Raw genomic sequence first — 16,239 nt, forward strand, 5'->3', positions numbered from 1 at the left:
CCCAGCACAATGGCCGACCTTTCAAGCGTCACCCGTAGGAACCTGCATGAAACTCGACAAACCCACCGCCATCGCCCGTCGCAACCAGGCGCTGGAACGCCCTGTGCTCAACAGCGACAACACCCTGTTTGCCGTGCTCGATACCAAGCGCAGCCTGTGGTGGTTCGATGTGCCGGTGAAGCTGGTGCTGCCCAAGAGCGTGGCCGACTGGGTCAACCTGCTGCTCTACACCCCGGAGACCGACCAGTTGCAGCACCTCAAGGTGCCGGTCAACTTCCTGCGTGCGCACCTGGAGAAGATGGAAGTACGCAAGCCGGGCAAGCGTCGCTCGACCATCAGCCTGGCGCTGAGCGCCGACCGCGACTCGCTGCTGCAGGACTTGCGTCCGGGCGGCGAAAACCTGAGTTTTGCCGCCTTCGTGCAGGTGTGATCAGACCAGTTCGATGCGGTCGGCGTGAATCACGATGCGCCCGTCCTTGTACAGGGCGCCGATCGCTTTCTTGAAGTTGCCCTTGCTCACCCCGAACAGGTCGCTGATCACCTGCGGGTCGCTCTTGTCGCTGACCGGCAGCACGCCGTTGGCGGCCTTGAGCTTGTCGAGGATCTTGTCGTTCAGCGTGCTGGCCAGGGCCTGGCCGACCGGCTGCAGGCTCAAGGCGATCTTGCCGTCGCTGCGCAGCTCCTTGATGTAGCCCTTCTCCTGCTTGCCCGAACGCAAGAACTTGAACACTTCGTTCTTGTGGATCAGGCCCCAGTGCTTGTTGTTGATGATGGCCTTGAACCCCATCGGGGTTTCCTCGACCACCAGCAGGTCGACTTCCTGGCCCACGCTGTAGTTGGCCGGCAGCTTGTCGAGGTAGCGGTCCAGGCGCGCGGTGGCGGTGATGCGCCGGGTGCGCTTGTCGAGGTAGGCATGCACCACGCAGTACTCGCCCGCCTTCATCTGGCGTTTTTCTTCGGAGTACGGCATCAACAGGTCCTTGGGCAGGCCCCAGTCGAGGAAGATGCCGATGCTGTTGATTTCCACCACCTTGAGGCTGGCGAACTCGCCCACCTGCAGTTTGGTCTTCTCGGTGGTGGCGATCAGCTTGTCTTCGCTGTCGAGGTAGACGAAGACGTTGAGCCAGTCCTCGACCTCGGTGGGCGTGTCCTTGGGGATGTAACGGTTGGGCAGCAGGATCTCGCCGTCCGCCCCGCCGTCCAGGTACAGACCGAAATCCGTGTGCTTGACCACTTGCAAAGTGTTGTAACGCCCAACTAAAGCCATTTGCTGAAATCCTCGTTGCGAGGCTGGCATTCTACACGCTACGGGAACCGCCAGGCGCGCCGTTGTTCTATAAACACAAGCACGCCCCTGCAAGGATATGCACCCATGGATGCCTGCCTGTCCACGTTGTTTCGCTGCCTTTCGCTGCTGGTGCTGTCGACGCTGCTGCTGGTCGGCTGCAACCGCATGGACCTCGCCTACCGCAACCTCGATGTACTGGTGCCCTGGTCGCTGAGCGACTACCTGAGCATGAATCGCCAGCAGAAAGGCTGGCTGGACGAACGACTCAAGGCGCACCTGGCATGGCATTGTCGTACACAGTTGCCGGGCTATCTGACATGGCTGGGCGATATTCGACAGATGGTCGCGCACAACGAGGTCACCGACGCGCAGCTAAGGCTGCGCACCGAGCAGGCCAAGCAGGCCATCGCCGAGGTGGCCGACCAGATCATGCCGTCGGCCACGCAGCTGCTGCGCGGCATGGACGACGAACAGGTCAGCGACATGCGCGAGGCGTTTGCCGAAGACATTCGCGAGCGCGAGGCCAAGTACGTGAAGACGCCGCTGGCCAGGCAGATCGAGCAGCGCCAGCAACGCATGGAAAAACGCCTGACGCCATGGCTGGGCGAACTGAACCCGCAGCAGCGCCTGCGCGTGGCGCAGTGGTCACAGGCGTTGGGCGAACAGAACCGTCAGTGGATCGCCAACCGCGCACACTGGCAGGCGCAGTTCACTGCGGCGATGGAGCAACGGCGCAGCGAGGCATTCGAACCAAGGCTGGAACAACTGCTCAAGCAGCGCGAAAGCCTGTGGACGCCGGAGTACCACATGGCCTACCAGCGTACCGAACAGGAGGCGCGCAGCCTGCTGGTGGACCTGATGGCGCAGAGCAGCGAGCAGCAACGTCAGCACCTGCAGGGCAGGCTGGCCAAGGTGCAGCAGGACTTCAGCAAGCTCAAGTGCCTGCAATCCTGAACCGATTCGCCGGCAAGGCCGGCTCCTACAGGCACGACGCGCTTCCCCTTGGCGCCGGCAAGGCCGGCGAAGCTGCTCAGTTCTCCCGGCACTTGCGCCGGTACGGGAACACATCGATCACCTTCCCCTCCCGTATCGCCGCCTGCAGCCCCTTCCAGTAATCGGCGTCATACAACTCGCCATGCAGCTGGCTGAACAGGCGCCGCTGGCCGATGTCGGCAAACAGAAACGGCGGGAACTCCTCGGGGAACACGTCCAGCGGCCCTATCGAGTACCACGGCTCGCTGGCCATCTCGTCCTCGGGGAAACGCGGCGGCGGGATATAGCGGAAGTTGGCTTCGGTCAGAAAGCAGATCTCGTCGTAGTCATAGAACACCACCCGCCCATGCCGGGTAACGCCAAAGTTCTTCAGCAGCATGTCGCCGGGGAAGATGTTCGCCGCCGCCAATTGCTTGATCGCCAGCCCGTAGTCCTCCAGCGCCTCGCGCACCTGGGCCTCGTTGGCGTTTTCCAGGTACAGGTTCAGCGGGGTCATGCGCCGCTCGGTCCAGCAGTGGCGGATAAGCACCGTGTCGCCCTCCACCACCACGGTCGACGGCGCCACTTCCAGCAACTCGGCCAGGCACTCGGGCTCGAACTTGCCCAGCGGGAAGCGAAAGTCGGCGAACTCCTGGGTATCGGCCATGCGCCCCACGCGGTCGACGCTCTTTACCAGGCGGTACTTCTCGATGACCGTGGCGCGGTCGACACTCTTGGACGGCGAGAAGCGGTCCTTGATGATCTTGAACACGGTGTTGAAGCCCGGCAGGGTGAACACGCTCATGACCATGCCGCGCACGCCGGGGGCCATGATGAAGCGGTCATCGGTACTGGCCAGGTGGTTGATCAGCGCCCGGTAGAACTCGGACTTGCCGTGCTTGTAGAAACCGATGGAGGTGTACAGCTCGGCGATGTGCTTGCCCGGCAGGATGCGCTTGAGAAAGCCCACGAACTCGGCCGGCACCGGCACATCGACCATGAAGTACGAGCGAGTGAACGAGAAGATGATCGACACATCGGCTTCATCGGTGATCAGCGCATCGATTTCGATGCCGTGGCCTTCGTGGTGCAGCAGCGGAATCACCAGCGGCCACTGTTCATCGTGGGTGAACAGCCGGCCCACCAGGTAGGCCCCCTTGTTGCGATAGAGCACCGAGGAAAACAGCTCCACCTGCAGTTGCGGGTCCTTGCACACCCAATCGGGCAGGTTCTCGCGCAACTGCGCCTCCAGGCGCGCCAGGTCGCCGGGCAGGTCGGCGAAGGGCACCGCGAAGGCGTAGTCGGCGAAGACCTGCGCGAGCATCTCGCCCAGCCCGCCCTGGGGACGGTAGGTGCGGGTCTGCGCGGCGCGCTCATGGGCGCGCAGTGCCGGGCGCGTGGTATGGATGAACATGCAGCCGTCGCTGATCAGGTCATGGCTGAACAGGCTGCAGAAGATCGAGTTGTACCAGGTTTCGGAAAGCTCATCGTCCAGGCGCGGGTCGATCAGGCTGATGTAGGCGCTCTTGACCAGCGGCCAGAACGTCGCATCCAGCAGAACCTCGGGCTCGAAAGCGCCGGCCAGCCAGCCGCTGACCTCGCTGACCTTTTCCTCGTAGAGATTGATACGTGCCGCCGAGGCCGTCTGGATCTGCTGCCATTGCGCGAGCTCGAAGCGTTGGCGTGCCCCGTCGGTGATCTGGCGAAAGTGCTCACGGTAGCTGTCGAAGCCATCGAGAATCATCCGGGCGATGGCGGCGGCCGGCCATTGTTGGGGCATGGGTAAGACCTCTGCGGGAATTTCAAAGACCTGAGCTTAGCCAGTCACGCAAGGCTGCGATAGCCTACTTAGGAACCGTTTCGCGCCCTTCGCCGGCAAGGCCGGCTCCTACAGATACCGCCCCCACAGCAGGAGCCAGCGGTGCTGGCGAAAGCGCCCGAATTGACACCGCAAGAAAGCGAGAGAGCCCACCCTGGCTTTTACCGTAAACTCCCGCCCCTGCCCCTGTTACCCGGAGAACCCCCGTGAGCCCCATCGCCATCACCCGACTGTTGATTCTCGCTGCCGTGTGGGGGGCCAGTTTTCTGTTCATGCGCATCATTGCGCCGGTGCTGGGCACCCTGCCCACCGCCTTCTTTCGCGTCTCCATCGCCTGCGCCGGGTTGCTGGTGATTCTCGCCCTGCTGCGCGTGCGCTGGGACTTCCAGGGCAAACTCAAGGCCTGCCTGTTTCTGGGCATGATCAACTCGGGAATACCCGCAACGCTCTACTCGGTGGCCGCCCAGGTGCTGCCCGCCGGCTACTCGGCGATCTTCAACGCCACCACGCCGCTGATGGGCGTGCTGATCGGTGCGCTGTTCTTTCGCGAGGCCATGACCCTGCCCAAGCTGGGCGGCATCTTCCTGGGCCTGTTCGGGGTCGGCATTCTCAGTGGTGCGGGGCCGGTGGCCTTCGACGCCAGGCTCATGCAGGGCGCCCTCTCGTGTCTGGCGGCCACCACCTGCTATGGCTTCTCGGGGTATCTGGCGCGGCGCTGGCTCGACCAGCAGGGCGGCCTGGACAGTCGCCTGTCGGCGCTGGGCAGCATGATGGGCGCCACCTTGCTGTTGCTGCCGCTGTTCGGCTTCAGCGTGATCACCCAGCCACCTGCCAGCTGGGGCGGCTGGCAGGTGTGGTTGTCGCTGCTGGGGCTGGGCCTGTTGTGCACCGCCTTCGCCTACATCCTGTACTTTCGCCTGATCAGCGAAATCGGCCCGGTAAAATCCACCACCGTAACCTTCATGATCCCGGCCTTCGGCGTGCTGTGGGGCGCGTGGCTGCTGGACGAGCCCCTGTCAATGGCGCACCTGTATGGCGGGCTGCTGATTGCCGTGGCCTTGTGGCTGGTGCTCAAGCCGGCCCGCCAGGCCCGTCAGCTGGCCAGCGACTGATCCACCGTGTCAGGCTTGGTCGCGGGCTTGCGGAACACGAACAGCAGGCCCACCACGATCAAGCCCATGCCCAGCAGGCTCAAGGCCGCCAGGCGATTGCCGAAGATCAGGTAGTCCATCACCGCCGTCACCGCCGGCACCAGGTAGAACAGGCTGGTGACATTGACCAGGTTGCCCTTGGCGATCAGCCGGTACAGCAGCAAGGTCGCCAGCAACGACACCACCAGGCCCATCCACAGCACCGAGAACACAAAGCTGGTACTGGGGTTGACCGCCAGCGGCTGGAACGGTGCAAACAGCGCGCACATCAGCAGCCCCGCCAGGTACTGCAAGGGCAGCGTGCCCACCGGGTTGCTGGTGATGCGCTTCTGCATGATCGAGCCGAACGTCATGCTGGCCAGCGCCAGCAGCGCGAACAGCATGCCCGCCAGCGAGATGCCGCCCAGGCCGATGCCCTGGTACACCACCATCACCAGCCCGATCAGCCCCAGGCTCAGGCCGAACAGGCGGCTGAACGAACGCTTGCGCTCCATCAGCACCACCGTGAGGATCGGCTGCACGCCCATCACGGTGGCCATGATGCCGGGCGTCACCTTCAGGTCCAGCGCCAGCAGGTAGAAGATCTGGTAGGCACCGAGCAGCACGCAGCCGGTGGCGATGGCTTGCAGCAACGGGCCGCGACCGCGTGGCCAGTGCAGGCGCAGCAACGGGCCGAGCAGCAGCAGGCCGACAAAGGCAATCGCAAAGCGGATCAGCAGAAAGGCAAAGGGCGAGGCCTGCGCCAGGCCGAGCTTGGAGACGATGGCGCCGCTGCTCCAGAGCAGGACGAACAGGCTGGTGGTGGCCGCCGAGGCCACGGATTGTTTCGAGATAACTGACATGAAATGCCACCTGTATTCGGGCAAGTAAGCCGAACGGTCGAGCTGCGCGATGCAGCCGGCCGTATTCAGTAGGGTTCAGGTGTGGTGGGGGCGCAGCCAGTGGCCGCTCAGCCCAGCACTACAACCACGCCGGGTGGTGCGACAACGCACGCCACGGGGCTACTGACAGGTGGTGGGTAGTGACTGATCATGACCGGCTGCTGGGACCCACGCACGACCACGACCGCGTCGGGCGCGGTAGCGAATACGGTGGTGGGGCGGGAAGCTGGCATGTGCAGGTCTTCGGTGAGGTGAACTGTGGGTGAATATAGCCACACTCGCGACACGGTGCAAGGCCCGCCCCGGCAGGGGCCAACCTTGCACCGAGTGTGGTCAGAACAGCCAGCGGTACAGCAGGTAAGCAACCAGCACCGCCAGCACCGGGCGCAGCACGCGGTAGGCCTTGGGGTTGGCGCGCTTGAAGGTCTTGACCCGGCTGCTGATCACGGTACTGAAGCGTTTGCTCCAGGCATACGCCTGGTTGATGCCGCCCACGCGCTCGTCGTCGGTGTTCTGCGGCGCGGTGGCCCGGCCCAGGAAGGCACTGACCTTGCGGTTGATGCGAGTCATCAGCGGGCTGGTCAGCGGTCGCTCGATATCGCAGAACAGGATCACCCGGGTGGTCTCGGTTTCGTTCTTCACCCAGTGCACGTAGGTTTCATCGAACATCACGTCTTCGCCATCGCGCCAGGCGTAAACCTGGCCGTCGACATAGATGCGGCAGTCGTCCGAGTTCGGCGTGGACAGCCCCAGGTGATAGCGCAGCGAACCGCCGAATGGGTCGCGGTGCGGGTTCAGGTGGCTGCCGCCCGGCAGCAGGGCGAACATCGCGCCCTTGACGTTGGGGATGCTGTTGACCAGCTCGACGGTGCGGGGGCACAGCGCCTCGGCCGATGGCAGCGCCTTGTCGTACCACTTCAGGTAGAAGCGCTTCCAACCCTTCTTGAAGAACGAACCGAAGCCGGCATCGTTGTCTTTTTCGGCGGCGCGGATGTAGCCCTCGTCGAACAGGTGCATGGCCTCCTCGCGGATCACCTGCCAGTTGTCCTTGAGCACGTCCAGCTCGGGGAAGCGACTACGGTCCAGGTAGGGCTTGGAAGGCACCCCGGAAAACAGGTACATCAGGGCGTTATAGGGGGCGAACAGCGCCGAATGGTTGACGAACTGGCGCAACACGGGCAAACGCGCCTTGCCGCGCAGGTGCACGTACAGGGTGCTGCCGAAGAACAGCAGCAGTACACCTGCCTTGGCGACAAAGGAAAAGGTCATGCAACACTCCTTGAATTTCGATCAGGCCATCGCTGCCGGATAATCGGACATGATAAACCGATCCGGCCCCGGTAAAAACAACCGGGGCCGGACATTCAGTGTTGGCAATTGTGCAACAACGCAGTGCGCCGAACATTGAGGCGGATCAGCCTCGGTGGAGCCTGGCGGTGGTTACTGCTGGTTTTCCTGCTCGGTGAACAGGTCGCTGAAGAGCATGCTCGACAGGTAGCGCTCGCCCGAATCGGGCAGGATCACCACGATGGTCTTGCCCTGCATTTCCGGCTTTTCGGCCAGACGTACCGCCACGGCCATCGCCGCGCCACAGGAGATACCGCACAGGATGCCCTCCTCCTGCATCAGTCGCAGGGCCATGGCCTTGGACTCCTCGTCGCTGGCCAGCTCGACCTGGTCGACCATCGACAGGTCCAGGTTGTTGGGTACGAAACCTGCGCCGATGCCCTGGATCTTGTGCGGGTTGGGCTTGATTTCCTGGCCGGCCAGGGCCTGGGTGATCACCGGAGACACCAGCGGCTCGACCGCCACCGACAGAATCGGCTTGCCCTGGGTGTTCTTGATGTAGCGCGACACACCGGTGATGGTGCCGCCGGTGCCCACGCCGGCAACCAGCACGTCGACCCCGCCGTCGGTGTCGTTCCAGATTTCCGGACCGGTGGTCTTCTCGTGAATGGCCGGGTTGGCCGGGTTGTCGAACTGCGCCGGCATGAAGTAGGTGGCCGGGTCGCTGGCTACGATTTCGGCGGCCTTCTCGATCGCGCCCTTCATGCCCTTGGCAGGCTCGGTCAGCAACAGCTCGGCGCCCAGCGCCTTGAGTACCTTGCGCCGCTCGATGCTCATCGAGGCCGGCATGGTCAGCATCAGCTTGTAGCCGCGCGCAGCGGCCACGAAGGCCAGGCCGATACCGGTGTTGCCCGAGGTCGGCTCGACGATGGTCATGCCCGGCTTGAGCCGGCCGCTGCTTTCGGCGTCCCAGATCATGTTCGCGCCGATCCGGCACTTGACCGAATAGCCGGGGTTGCGCCCCTCGATCTTGGCCAGGATGGTCACGCCCCGCGGGGCGATGCGGTTGATCTGCACCAGCGGCGTGTTGCCGATGGAGTGCGCGTTGTCAGCGAAGATACGGCTCATGGCTTGGGTCCTTTTGGCACCGTGCGAAAACTTCAAGGGTATGCCTGCCCCTGCGGTGCGTCCACCCCGAACGAACCGATGCGCCCGTGCGGCGGTCAACCGATCATCCTCAATCACGGAACCCACGCCGATGAAACGCCGCTACCGCTGGCCCCTGTGGGGGCTGCTGGGCATTGCACTGTTGCTGCTGGCCCTGCACCTGACGCTGCCGATCCTGGTACGCAACTACTTGAACGAAAAGCTCGCCGACATGGGCGACTACCGCGGCCAGGTCACCGATGTCGACCTGGCCTTGTGGCGGGGTGCCTACAAGATCAACGGCCTGACCATCGTCAAGACCACGGGCAAGGTGCCGGTGCCGTTTCTGGAGGCGCCGCTGATCGACCTGTCGGTGAGCTGGCATTCACTGTGGTACGACCATGCCGTGGTGGCCGAAGTGACCTTCCTGCGCCCGAAACTGAACTTCGTCGATGGCGGCAACACCCAGGCGTCGCAGACCGGTAAGGGCACCGACTGGCGCGCGCAGCTGAGCAAGCTGCTGCCGATCACCCTCAACGAGCTGCGCATAGACGACGGCACCCTGACCTTTCGCAACTTCAATTCCAAACCGCCGGTCAGCCTTGAAGCGACCCAGCTCAACGCCAGCGTCTACAACCTGACCAACGTGGTGGACGTCGAAGGCAAGCGCGACGCCCGCTTCGAGGGCAAGGCCCGGCTGCTGGGCGACGCGCGGGTGGAAAGCACGGCCACCTTCGACCCGCTGAGCAACTTCGAGGACTTCCAGTTCCGCCTGCGCGCCACCAGCATCCAGTTGCGCCAGATGAACGACTTTGCCAGCGCTTACGGCAAGTTCGACTTCAATGCCGGGCACGGCGACGTGGTGATCGAGGCCGAGGCGAACAAGGGCCAGCTCAAGGGCTACATCAAGCCGTTGTTGCGCGATGTCGAAGTGTTCAACTGGCAGCAGGACGTGGAGAACAAGGACAAGGGGTTTCTGCGCTCGATCTGGGAAGCCCTGGTGGGCGGTACCGAAACGGTGCTCAAGAACCAGCGCAAGAACCAGTTCGCCACGCGCGTGGAGCTTAGCGGCAGCGTGCATCACAGCGATATCAGCGCGTTCGAGGCGTTTTTGCAGATTCTGCGCAACGGCTTCGTGCAGGCATTCAACGCGCGGTATGAACAGGGGCCGCCGAAAGCTGACTGATCCATGGCGGTACTGGCCCTTTCGCTGGCAAGCCAGCGACTAGGCCAGGCCTGCCACCCCGGTTCCATGACCAATCATCCACAGACTGAATACCCCGTCCGCGTTCACAGCCACGCAAGCCCCGCGTTATAGTCGTCGCATGATAGTCACCGCATGACCATTTTTTGAGGATCGGTACATGAAGTTCGAAGGCACCAGCGCATACGTCGCCACAGATGACCTGAAACTGGCCGTCAACGCGGCGATCACCCTGGAGCGCCCGCTGCTGGTCAAGGGCGAACCCGGCACCGGCAAGACCATGCTCGCCGAGCAACTGGCCGAAGCCTTCGGTGCCAAGCTGATCACCTGGCACATCAAGTCCACCACCAAGGCCCACCAGGGCCTCTACGAGTACGATGCGGTCAGCCGCCTGCGCGACTCGCAGCTGGGCGTGGACAAGGTGCACGACGTGCGCAACTACCTGAAAAAGGGCAAGTTGTGGGAGGCCTTCGAAGCCGAGGAGCGGGTCATCCTGCTGATCGACGAAATCGACAAGGCCGACATCGAGTTCCCCAACGACCTGCTGCAGGAACTCGACAAGATGGAGTTCTACGTCTACGAGATCGACGAGACCATCAAGGCCAAACAGCGCCCGATCATCATCATTACCTCCAACAACGAGAAGGAACTGCCCGACGCCTTCCTGCGTCGCTGCTTCTTCCACTACATCGCCTTCCCCGATCGCGCCACGCTGCAGCAGATCGTCGACGTGCACTACCCCAACATCAAGCAGGACCTGGTCAGCGAGGCGCTGGACGTGTTCTTCGACGTGCGCAAGGTGCCGGGCCTGAAGAAAAAACCCTCCACCTCCGAGCTGGTCGACTGGCTCAAGCTGCTGATGGCCGACAACATCGGCGAAGCGGTATTGCGCGAGCGCGACCCGACCAAGGCCATCCCGCCGCTGGCCGGTGCGCTGGTCAAGAACGAGCAGGACGTGCAGTTGCTGGAGCGCCTGGCGTTCATGAGCCGGCGCGGCAACCGCTGAGCCAACGGGGTCATTGCCATGCTGCTGAACCTGTTCAATGAAATGCGCGCGGCCAAGGTGCCGGTGTCGGTACGCGAGTTGCTCGACCTGCTCAATGCCTTGAAGCAGCGGGTGATCTTCGCCGACATGGACGAGTTCTACTATTTGGCGCGCGCCATCCTGGTCAAGGACGAGCGCCACTTCGACAAGTTCGACCGGGCCTTCTCGGCCTACTTCAAGGGCCTTGAGAACCTCGACCACCACCTGGAGGCGCTGATCCCCGAAGACTGGCTGCGCAAGGAATTCGAGCGTTCCCTGACGGATGAAGAGCGTGCGCAGATCCAGTCCCTGGGCGGTCTGGACAAGCTGATCGAAGCGTTCAAGAAACGCCTGGAAGAACAGAAGGAACGCCATGCCGGCGGCAACAAATGGATCGGCACCGGCGGTACCAGCCCGTTCGGCTCGGGCGGCTTCAACCCCGAGGGCATTCGCGTGGGCGATGCCGGCAAGCGCCAGGGCAAGGCGGTCAAGGTATGGGACCAGCGCGAGTACAAGAACCTTGACGACGGGGTGGAACTGGGCACGCGCAACATCAAGCTGGCCTTGCGCCGGCTGCGCAAGTTCGCCCGTGAGGGCGCGGCCGAAGAGCTGGATATCGACGGCACCATCGACCACACCGCGCGCGATGCCGGGCTGCTCAACATCCAGATGCGGCCGGAGCGGCGCAACAGCGTGAAGTTGCTGCTGCTGTTCGACATCGGCGGTTCGATGGACGCCCACGTGAAGATCTGCGAAGAGCTGTTTTCGGCCTGCAAGACCGAGTTCAAGCACCTGGAGTACTACTACTTCCACAACTTCGTGTACGAGTCGGTGTGGAAGAACAACCTGCGCCGCACCTCCGAGCGCACCTCGACCATGGATTTGCTGCACAAGTACGGCGCCGACTACAAGGTGGTGTTCGTTGGCGATGCGGCCATGGCGCCCTACGAGATCACCCAGCCCGGTGGCAGCGTGGAGCACTGGAACGAGGAAGCCGGGTATGTGTGGATGCGCCGCTTCATGGAGAAGTACAAGAAGCTGATCTGGATAAACCCCTACCCCAAGGACACCTGGGGCTATACCGCTTCGACCAACATCGTGCGCGAGCTGGTCGAGGACCGGATGTTCCCACTGACCTTGCGCGGGCTGGAGGAAGGGATGCGGTTTCTGTCCAAGTAGCGGTGAACCCTTCGCCGGCCTTGCCGGCGAAGAGGCCCTGTCAGTCGGCAAACCTCTGCAGATAAACCTGCTGCTCTCGCCATGCCATCTCCTGCACCACGGCCCGCAACCGCACCACACGCCCCGGCAGCAACTGCGCCAGGCCGGCCAGCGCCAGCGGGGTCAGCGCCCCCAGTCGCGGATAGCCGCCAATCGTCTGCCGATCATTGAGCAATACGATCGGCTGCCCATCCGGCGGTACCTGCACCGCGCCCAGCGGTATCCCCTCCGAGATCATCGGCTGCCCCTGATACTGCAACGCCGGGCCCAGCAGGCGCATGCCCATGCGGTCGGCGCGGGTGTCCAGGGTCCAGTCGCGGTTGAAGGCATCGAACAGGCTCTGCCCGGCAAACTCGCCGATCTGCGCCCCCATCACCAGGTCCAGCACGGTGCAGGTGCCAGGCACGGGTCGAAGCCCTTCGGGCACCTCACGCACACCCGGCGCGTTGCCGGCGTAGCCCACGCACTCGCCTCGGGCCAATGCCCTGCCCAGTCCCGTCAGCCCGCCCAGCTCCTCGCGCACCACCGTAGCGCAACTGCCCAGCACCTGCGGCGCAGCGAATCCCCCTGGCGCCGCCAGGTAGGCCCGCACACCCTGCAGCGGCTGGGTGAACTGCAGGCGCTGCCCCTTGGCCATCACGAAACTGCGCCACGGCGCCAGCGGCTGGTCGTCGAGCCGTGCGCCCAGGTCAGCACCGGCCAGTGCCAGGCAGCACGCCTGCTCGGCCACCAGCGTCAGCCCGCCCAGGGTGATCTCCACCACCGCCGCCTGCGGTGCATTGCCCAGCAGCCAGTTGGCCCAGCGCATCGATACCCAGTCCAGACCACCGCCCTGGGTCACGCCCAGGTGGCGCACGCCAAAGCGCCCGGCATCCTGCAACAGGCACAGCGGCGTGCTGGCCTCGATCAGCAAGCGGCTCACGGCGACACCGGCAGGGGCGTGTCGTCGCCGCCGAGTGCAAGGAATTCGGCACGGTCCACCGCCACGAAGCGTACCCGGTCGCCCGGCTGCAGCAGGCTGTAGCCCTCGCGCTGGCGATCGAACAGGCGGCTGGGGGTACGCCCGATCAGGTTCCAGCCCCCGGGCGACACCGCCGGGTAGGCCGCCGTCTGGCGCTCGGCGATGCCCACACTGCCGGCTGCCACGCGCTTGCGCGGGGTGGCCAGGCGCGGCGCGGCCAGCGCCTCCTCGACCAGCCCCATGAACGCGAAACCCGGGGCGAAGCCCAGGGCGAACACCTGGTACTCGCGCGCGCTGTGGCGGCGGATTACCCCCGCCACGGAATCGCCGCTGCGCTGCGCCAGCAAGGCCAGCTCGGGCCCGACGCTGGGGTCGTACCACACCGGAATGTCGTGGCGCTGCCCTGCCCCGCCCTCGTCGGGGCGAAGACCTTCGAGCGCCTGCGCGATACGCTCGCGGGCCTGGGTGGGCGACAGGTCGAAATGCACCATCACGGTGGTGTACGACGGCACCAGATCGATCAGCTGCGCCGCAAAGGCTGCGCGCAGACGCTGGGTGGCAGCGAGCATCCAGGGCATGTTGGACTCGTCGATCGCATCGAACAGGCGCACCATCAGGCAATCGACAGCAACCACCTCGACGCGCCACTTCATGGCGCCGCCTGCGCATCGAGAGCCTGACGAATCTGCCGCACCGCAGCCACCGAGCTGGCATTGTCGCCATGCACACACAGCGTATGGGCCTGCAGGCGCAGTGCGCTGCCATCACTGGCAACCAGCGGCTCGCCCCGTGCCAGGCGCAGGGCCTGCTCGACGATCAGGGCCGGGTCGTGGTGCACGGCACCGGGCAGGCGCCGCGACAGCAGGCGTCCGGCGGGGCCGTAGGCACGGTCGGCAAAGGCCTCGAACCACAACGTGACGCCATATTCGTCACCCAGTGCCTGGGCCGCGCGATTGTCGGCCGTGGCCATCAGCATCAGCGGCAGGCTGCGGTCGTAGGCGGCCACCGCCTCGATCACCGCACGCAGCTTGCCCGGCTCGGCCATCATGTCGTTGTACAGCGCCCCGTGGGGTTTGACGTAGGCCACCTGGGTCTTCTGGGTACGGCAGATACCGTCCAGCGCGCCGATCTGGTAATGCAGCAGGTCGCGAATCTCTTCATTGCTGCAGGCCATCGAGCGGCGTCCGAAACCGGCCAGGTCCTGGTACGCCGGGTGCGCCCCCACCAGCACGCCCCCGGCCACGGCCAGCGCCACGGTGGTGCGCATGATGCCCGGGTCGCCAGCATGAAAACCGCAGGCGATGTTGGCGCAATCGATAAAGGGCATCACTTCGGCATCCAGCCCCATGCTCCAGCTGCCGAAACTTTCACCCATGTCGCAATTGAGTAGCAGGCGGCTCACGCGCGTTGCTCCTGTGTCGGGTGGGGGGGCGGCCCGGAGGCCGTCTAGCGCCAGCTCGGCTCCACCGGCTTGCGCCGACCGCCGAGGATCGCCCAGCCGATCAGCATCAGCAGGCTCTCGATCACCAGTGCCAGCAGCATGGCGCTGGCCAGGCCCCAGGCCATCGCCTCGGGCGCCAGCAGGATCTGGTAGCTGTAGCCCTTGAGGGTTTCCTCGCGCAAGGCCGGGTCGGCCGCCACCAGTACGTGCCAGGTGCGTACCAGCCACGGGCGCTGCAGGGTCTGCCACTCTTCTTCGAGCAGGCGATTGCGCGCCACCAGGCTGTCGATGCTGTCGGCATCGCTGTTGAACACCGGGTCGTCGCTGGCACGGTAGTGACGTACCAGCGCCTGCAGGTCGCCATTGAAAAAGCGCTGCGCGGTCTGGTTGAAGCCCTTGAGGCCCTCGCGCGATTCGAGCAGGTGCGCCTCGACCCGCTGGGTGTAATCGTTGATCAGCCCGGGGATCTGCACACCGACCAGCAGGCCGAAGGTAAACAACAGCAAACGCAGGTAACTTCTGAACATGAAGGCTGATCCTTAGCTGGCCTGACCCTGGGCAATGCATTCACCGCGCCGCCACAGGCCCCACTGGCCAGGCTCGTAGCGGTGCCAGATCTCGTCCTCGGTCAAGGCCTCGGTGGCAATGACGGTGACCACGTCGTTGGGCGTGGTCTCGGCCTGGAAGTCGACGATCATGTCCACGTCCTTGAGCCGCGCCGGGCCGAACGGTGCGCGCCGGGTGATGTGTACCAGCTTGGTCGAACAGAAGCAGAACAGCCAGTCGCCATCGCTGAGCAGGCAGTTGAACACGCCCTTGCCACGGAACTCGGCGCAGGCCTGCACCAGCACCGGAATCAGCTCCTCGACCTCGACCGGTTCGGGGAATGCCTCGCGGATGCGGTTGAGCAGGTCGCAGAAGGCGGCCTCGCTGTCGGTATCGCCCACCGGGCGGTAGAAGGTGCGTTGCCCCTGGAAGTCGCCCAGCTGGCCGTTGTGTGCGAAGCACCAGTTGCGCCCCCACAGTTCGCGCACGAACGGGTGGGTGTTGGACAGGCATACCTTGCCCACGTTGGCCTGGCGAATGTGGCCGATGACCACCTCGCTCTTGATCGGATAACGCTGCACCAGGTTGGCGACTTCCGACTCGCAGCTGGCCGCCGGGTCCTGGAACAGGCGCAGGCCACGGCCTTCATAGAAGCCGATGCCCCAGCCGTCACGGTGCGGCCCGGTACGTCCGCCACGCTGCATCAGCCCGGTGAAGCTGAACACGATATCGGTAGGGACATTGGCGCTCATGCCCAGTAATTCACACATGCAGGGGTCGCTCCAGGGCGGATCTTACAAACGCGGTTCGAGGCGCTCGCGGCTGCCGCCGGCGGGTGCTTCAGGGGGTTCGCTGCGGTAGCGGTCACGGCTGTCGGCGGCGAACGGCTGGTCGTCCAGCGGCTCGTCGGCATCGCGCCTGGCGGCGGCTTCGGCAGCGGCGCGGCGGGCCTTGGCACGGCGCTCCAGCGGCCAGCGCAGCAGCACGAACACGCCATACAGGATGAACGCGATCATGCCGTACATGGCCAGGTCGGACGCGGCGCGCAGCACGTTGTTGCCGACCTTGAAGGCCAGGTCCAGGGCAGTGATGGCAATGGCCGGGGCAAACTTCTCCTTCACCGGGTCGATGATGGTCGGGGTCAGCAGCAGCACTGCCATGATCACCCGCAGCGGCTCGCGCAACCAGCGCCACATCCACGCGGTCAGGCGAAAGCCCACCAGCAGGCAACCCAGGGCGGCCAGGGCATAGAGTCCCCAGGCGAGCAGATAATCGTTCTCGGTCATGGCGTCCGTGGCAAG

17 protein-coding genes are annotated in these 16,239 nt (G+C 64.5%); 6 read left to right on the forward strand and 11 right to left on the reverse strand.

Features of this window, described 5'->3' with window-relative positions; all coding sequences use genetic code 11:
* The first annotated feature begins 46 nt into the window (after positions 1-46).
* Positions 47-430 (forward strand): hypothetical protein, encoded by a 384-nt coding sequence (locus MF6396_RS22775; RefSeq protein ID WP_043864179.1) that lies wholly within the window; start codon positions 47-49, stop codon positions 428-430.
* Here the strand turns inward: MF6396_RS22775 and MF6396_RS22780 are convergent, their stop codons facing one another.
* Positions 431-1,267, reverse strand: a complete 837-nt coding sequence (locus tag MF6396_RS22780; RefSeq protein WP_043864180.1) for a CvfB family protein — start codon at positions 1,265-1,267, stop codon at positions 431-433.
* A 105-nt stretch (positions 1,268-1,372) separates the two neighbouring features.
* Between MF6396_RS22780 and MF6396_RS22785 the strand changes: the two genes are divergently transcribed.
* A complete protein-coding gene (locus MF6396_RS22785) occupies positions 1,373-2,242 on the forward strand; it encodes a DUF6279 family lipoprotein (protein ID WP_078481633.1) in 870 nt (289 codons plus the stop codon).
* Between the two features lie 76 nt (positions 2,243-2,318).
* On the opposite strand, the gene aceK is transcribed toward MF6396_RS22785, so the two are convergent.
* Positions 2,319-4,040 (reverse strand): bifunctional isocitrate dehydrogenase kinase/phosphatase, encoded by a 1,722-nt coding sequence (aceK, locus tag MF6396_RS22790; RefSeq protein WP_043864182.1) that lies wholly within the window; start codon positions 4,038-4,040, stop codon positions 2,319-2,321.
* 245 nt (positions 4,041-4,285) lie between these two features.
* Between aceK and MF6396_RS22795 the strand changes: the two genes are divergently transcribed.
* Entirely contained in the window at positions 4,286-5,191 is a 906-nt protein-coding gene (locus tag MF6396_RS22795) for a DMT family transporter (RefSeq protein ID WP_054914956.1), read from the forward strand.
* Here the strand turns inward: MF6396_RS22795 and MF6396_RS22800 are convergent.
* From MF6396_RS22800 to cysK, 3 genes are all read right to left on the reverse strand, one after another.
* A complete protein-coding gene (locus MF6396_RS22800) occupies positions 5,173-6,072 on the reverse strand; it encodes a DMT family transporter (protein ID WP_078481634.1) in 900 nt (299 codons plus the stop codon). The genes MF6396_RS22795 and MF6396_RS22800 overlap by 19 nt on opposite strands.
* 372 nt (positions 6,073-6,444) lie before the next feature.
* Positions 6,445-7,380 carry an aspartyl/asparaginyl beta-hydroxylase domain-containing protein gene (locus MF6396_RS22805; RefSeq protein WP_043864185.1) on the reverse strand — a complete coding sequence of 312 codons (936 nt, stop codon included), beginning with the start codon at positions 7,378-7,380 and terminating at the stop codon, positions 6,445-6,447.
* Between the two features lie 171 nt (positions 7,381-7,551).
* Positions 7,552-8,526 carry a cysteine synthase A gene (gene cysK, locus MF6396_RS22810; RefSeq protein WP_078481635.1) on the reverse strand — a complete coding sequence of 325 codons (975 nt, stop codon included), beginning with the start codon at positions 8,524-8,526 and terminating at the stop codon, positions 7,552-7,554.
* Positions 8,527-8,656: 130 nt separating this feature from the next.
* On the opposite strand from cysK, the gene MF6396_RS22815 reads away from it, so the two are divergent.
* From MF6396_RS22815 to MF6396_RS22825, 3 genes are all read left to right on the forward strand, one after another.
* Complete coding sequence (locus MF6396_RS22815) at positions 8,657-9,730, forward strand: DUF748 domain-containing protein (protein ID WP_078481636.1); 1,074 nt, start codon at positions 8,657-8,659, stop codon at positions 9,728-9,730.
* Between the two features lie 178 nt (positions 9,731-9,908).
* Positions 9,909-10,754, forward strand: a complete 846-nt coding sequence (locus MF6396_RS22820; RefSeq protein WP_043864188.1) for an AAA family ATPase — start codon at positions 9,909-9,911, stop codon at positions 10,752-10,754.
* Between the two features lie 18 nt (positions 10,755-10,772).
* Positions 10,773-11,951: a vWA domain-containing protein gene (locus MF6396_RS22825; protein WP_078481637.1), complete on the forward strand. Its 1,179-nt coding sequence runs from the start codon at positions 10,773-10,775 to the stop codon at positions 11,949-11,951.
* Positions 11,952-11,991: 40 nt separating this feature from the next.
* Here the strand turns inward: MF6396_RS22825 and MF6396_RS22830 are convergent, their stop codons facing one another.
* From MF6396_RS22830 to MF6396_RS22855, 6 genes are read right to left on the reverse strand one after another with little or no spacing between them, the layout of a single operon-like run.
* The gene (locus MF6396_RS22830; protein ID WP_078481638.1) at positions 11,992-12,912 is read right to left on the reverse strand and encodes a biotin-dependent carboxyltransferase family protein; all 921 of its coding nucleotides are present in this window, start codon (positions 12,910-12,912) and stop codon (positions 11,992-11,994) included.
* Entirely contained in the window at positions 12,909-13,604 is a 696-nt protein-coding gene (pxpB, locus tag MF6396_RS22835; protein ID WP_078481639.1) for a 5-oxoprolinase subunit PxpB, read from the reverse strand. The genes MF6396_RS22830 and pxpB overlap by 4 nt, the downstream gene beginning before the upstream one ends.
* Positions 13,601-14,353: a 5-oxoprolinase subunit PxpA gene (locus MF6396_RS22840; RefSeq protein WP_078481640.1), complete on the reverse strand. Its 753-nt coding sequence runs from the start codon at positions 14,351-14,353 to the stop codon at positions 13,601-13,603. Before MF6396_RS22840 ends, pxpB begins: the two co-directional genes overlap by 4 nt.
* 44 nt (positions 14,354-14,397) lie before the next feature.
* Positions 14,398-14,919: a DUF2937 family protein gene (locus MF6396_RS22845; RefSeq protein ID WP_054914961.1), complete on the reverse strand. Its 522-nt coding sequence runs from the start codon at positions 14,917-14,919 to the stop codon at positions 14,398-14,400.
* A gap of 12 nt (positions 14,920-14,931) precedes the next feature.
* The gene (locus tag MF6396_RS22850; RefSeq protein ID WP_043864194.1) at positions 14,932-15,708 is read right to left on the reverse strand and encodes a class II glutamine amidotransferase; all 777 of its coding nucleotides are present in this window, start codon (positions 15,706-15,708) and stop codon (positions 14,932-14,934) included.
* A 24-nt stretch (positions 15,709-15,732) separates the two neighbouring features.
* Positions 15,733-16,224, reverse strand: coding sequence for a hypothetical protein (locus MF6396_RS22855; protein ID WP_043864195.1), 492 nt, complete (start codon positions 16,222-16,224; stop codon positions 15,733-15,735).
* Positions 16,225-16,239: the final 15 nt, after the last annotated feature.

It is taken from the genome of Pseudomonas sp. MF6396, assembly GCF_002018915.1.
In the GTDB taxonomy this organism is placed as follows: domain Bacteria; phylum Pseudomonadota; class Gammaproteobacteria; order Pseudomonadales; family Pseudomonadaceae; genus Aquipseudomonas; species Aquipseudomonas palmensis.

Bases quoted from the DNA above. Each gene is read 5' to 3' on its own strand.
- MF6396_RS22775 (WP_043864179.1), top strand. From the start codon at position 47: ATGAAACTCGACAAACCCACCGCCATCGCCCGTCGCAACCAGGCGCTG.
- MF6396_RS22780 (WP_043864180.1), bottom strand. From the start codon at position 1,267: ATGGCTTTAGTTGGGCGTTACAACACTTTGCAAGTGGTCAAGCACACG.
- MF6396_RS22785 (WP_078481633.1), top strand. From the start codon at position 1,373: ATGGATGCCTGCCTGTCCACGTTGTTTCGCTGCCTTTCGCTGCTGGTG.
- aceK (WP_043864182.1), bottom strand. From the start codon at position 4,040: ATGCCCCAACAATGGCCGGCCGCCGCCATCGCCCGGATGATTCTCGAT.
- MF6396_RS22800 (WP_078481634.1), bottom strand. From the start codon at position 6,072: ATGTCAGTTATCTCGAAACAATCCGTGGCCTCGGCGGCCACCACCAGC.
- MF6396_RS22805 (WP_043864185.1), bottom strand. From the start codon at position 7,380: ATGACCTTTTCCTTTGTCGCCAAGGCAGGTGTACTGCTGCTGTTCTTC.
- cysK (WP_078481635.1), bottom strand. From the start codon at position 8,526: ATGAGCCGTATCTTCGCTGACAACGCGCACTCCATCGGCAACACGCCG.
- MF6396_RS22815 (WP_078481636.1), top strand. From the start codon at position 8,657: ATGAAACGCCGCTACCGCTGGCCCCTGTGGGGGCTGCTGGGCATTGCA.
- MF6396_RS22820 (WP_043864188.1), top strand. From the start codon at position 9,909: ATGAAGTTCGAAGGCACCAGCGCATACGTCGCCACAGATGACCTGAAA.
- MF6396_RS22825 (WP_078481637.1), top strand. From the start codon at position 10,773: ATGCTGCTGAACCTGTTCAATGAAATGCGCGCGGCCAAGGTGCCGGTG.
- pxpB (WP_078481639.1), bottom strand. From the start codon at position 13,604: ATGAAGTGGCGCGTCGAGGTGGTTGCTGTCGATTGCCTGATGGTGCGC.
- MF6396_RS22845 (WP_054914961.1), bottom strand. From the start codon at position 14,919: ATGTTCAGAAGTTACCTGCGTTTGCTGTTGTTTACCTTCGGCCTGCTG.
- MF6396_RS22850 (WP_043864194.1), bottom strand. From the start codon at position 15,708: ATGTGTGAATTACTGGGCATGAGCGCCAATGTCCCTACCGATATCGTG.
- MF6396_RS22855 (WP_043864195.1), bottom strand. From the start codon at position 16,224: ATGACCGAGAACGATTATCTGCTCGCCTGGGGACTCTATGCCCTGGCC.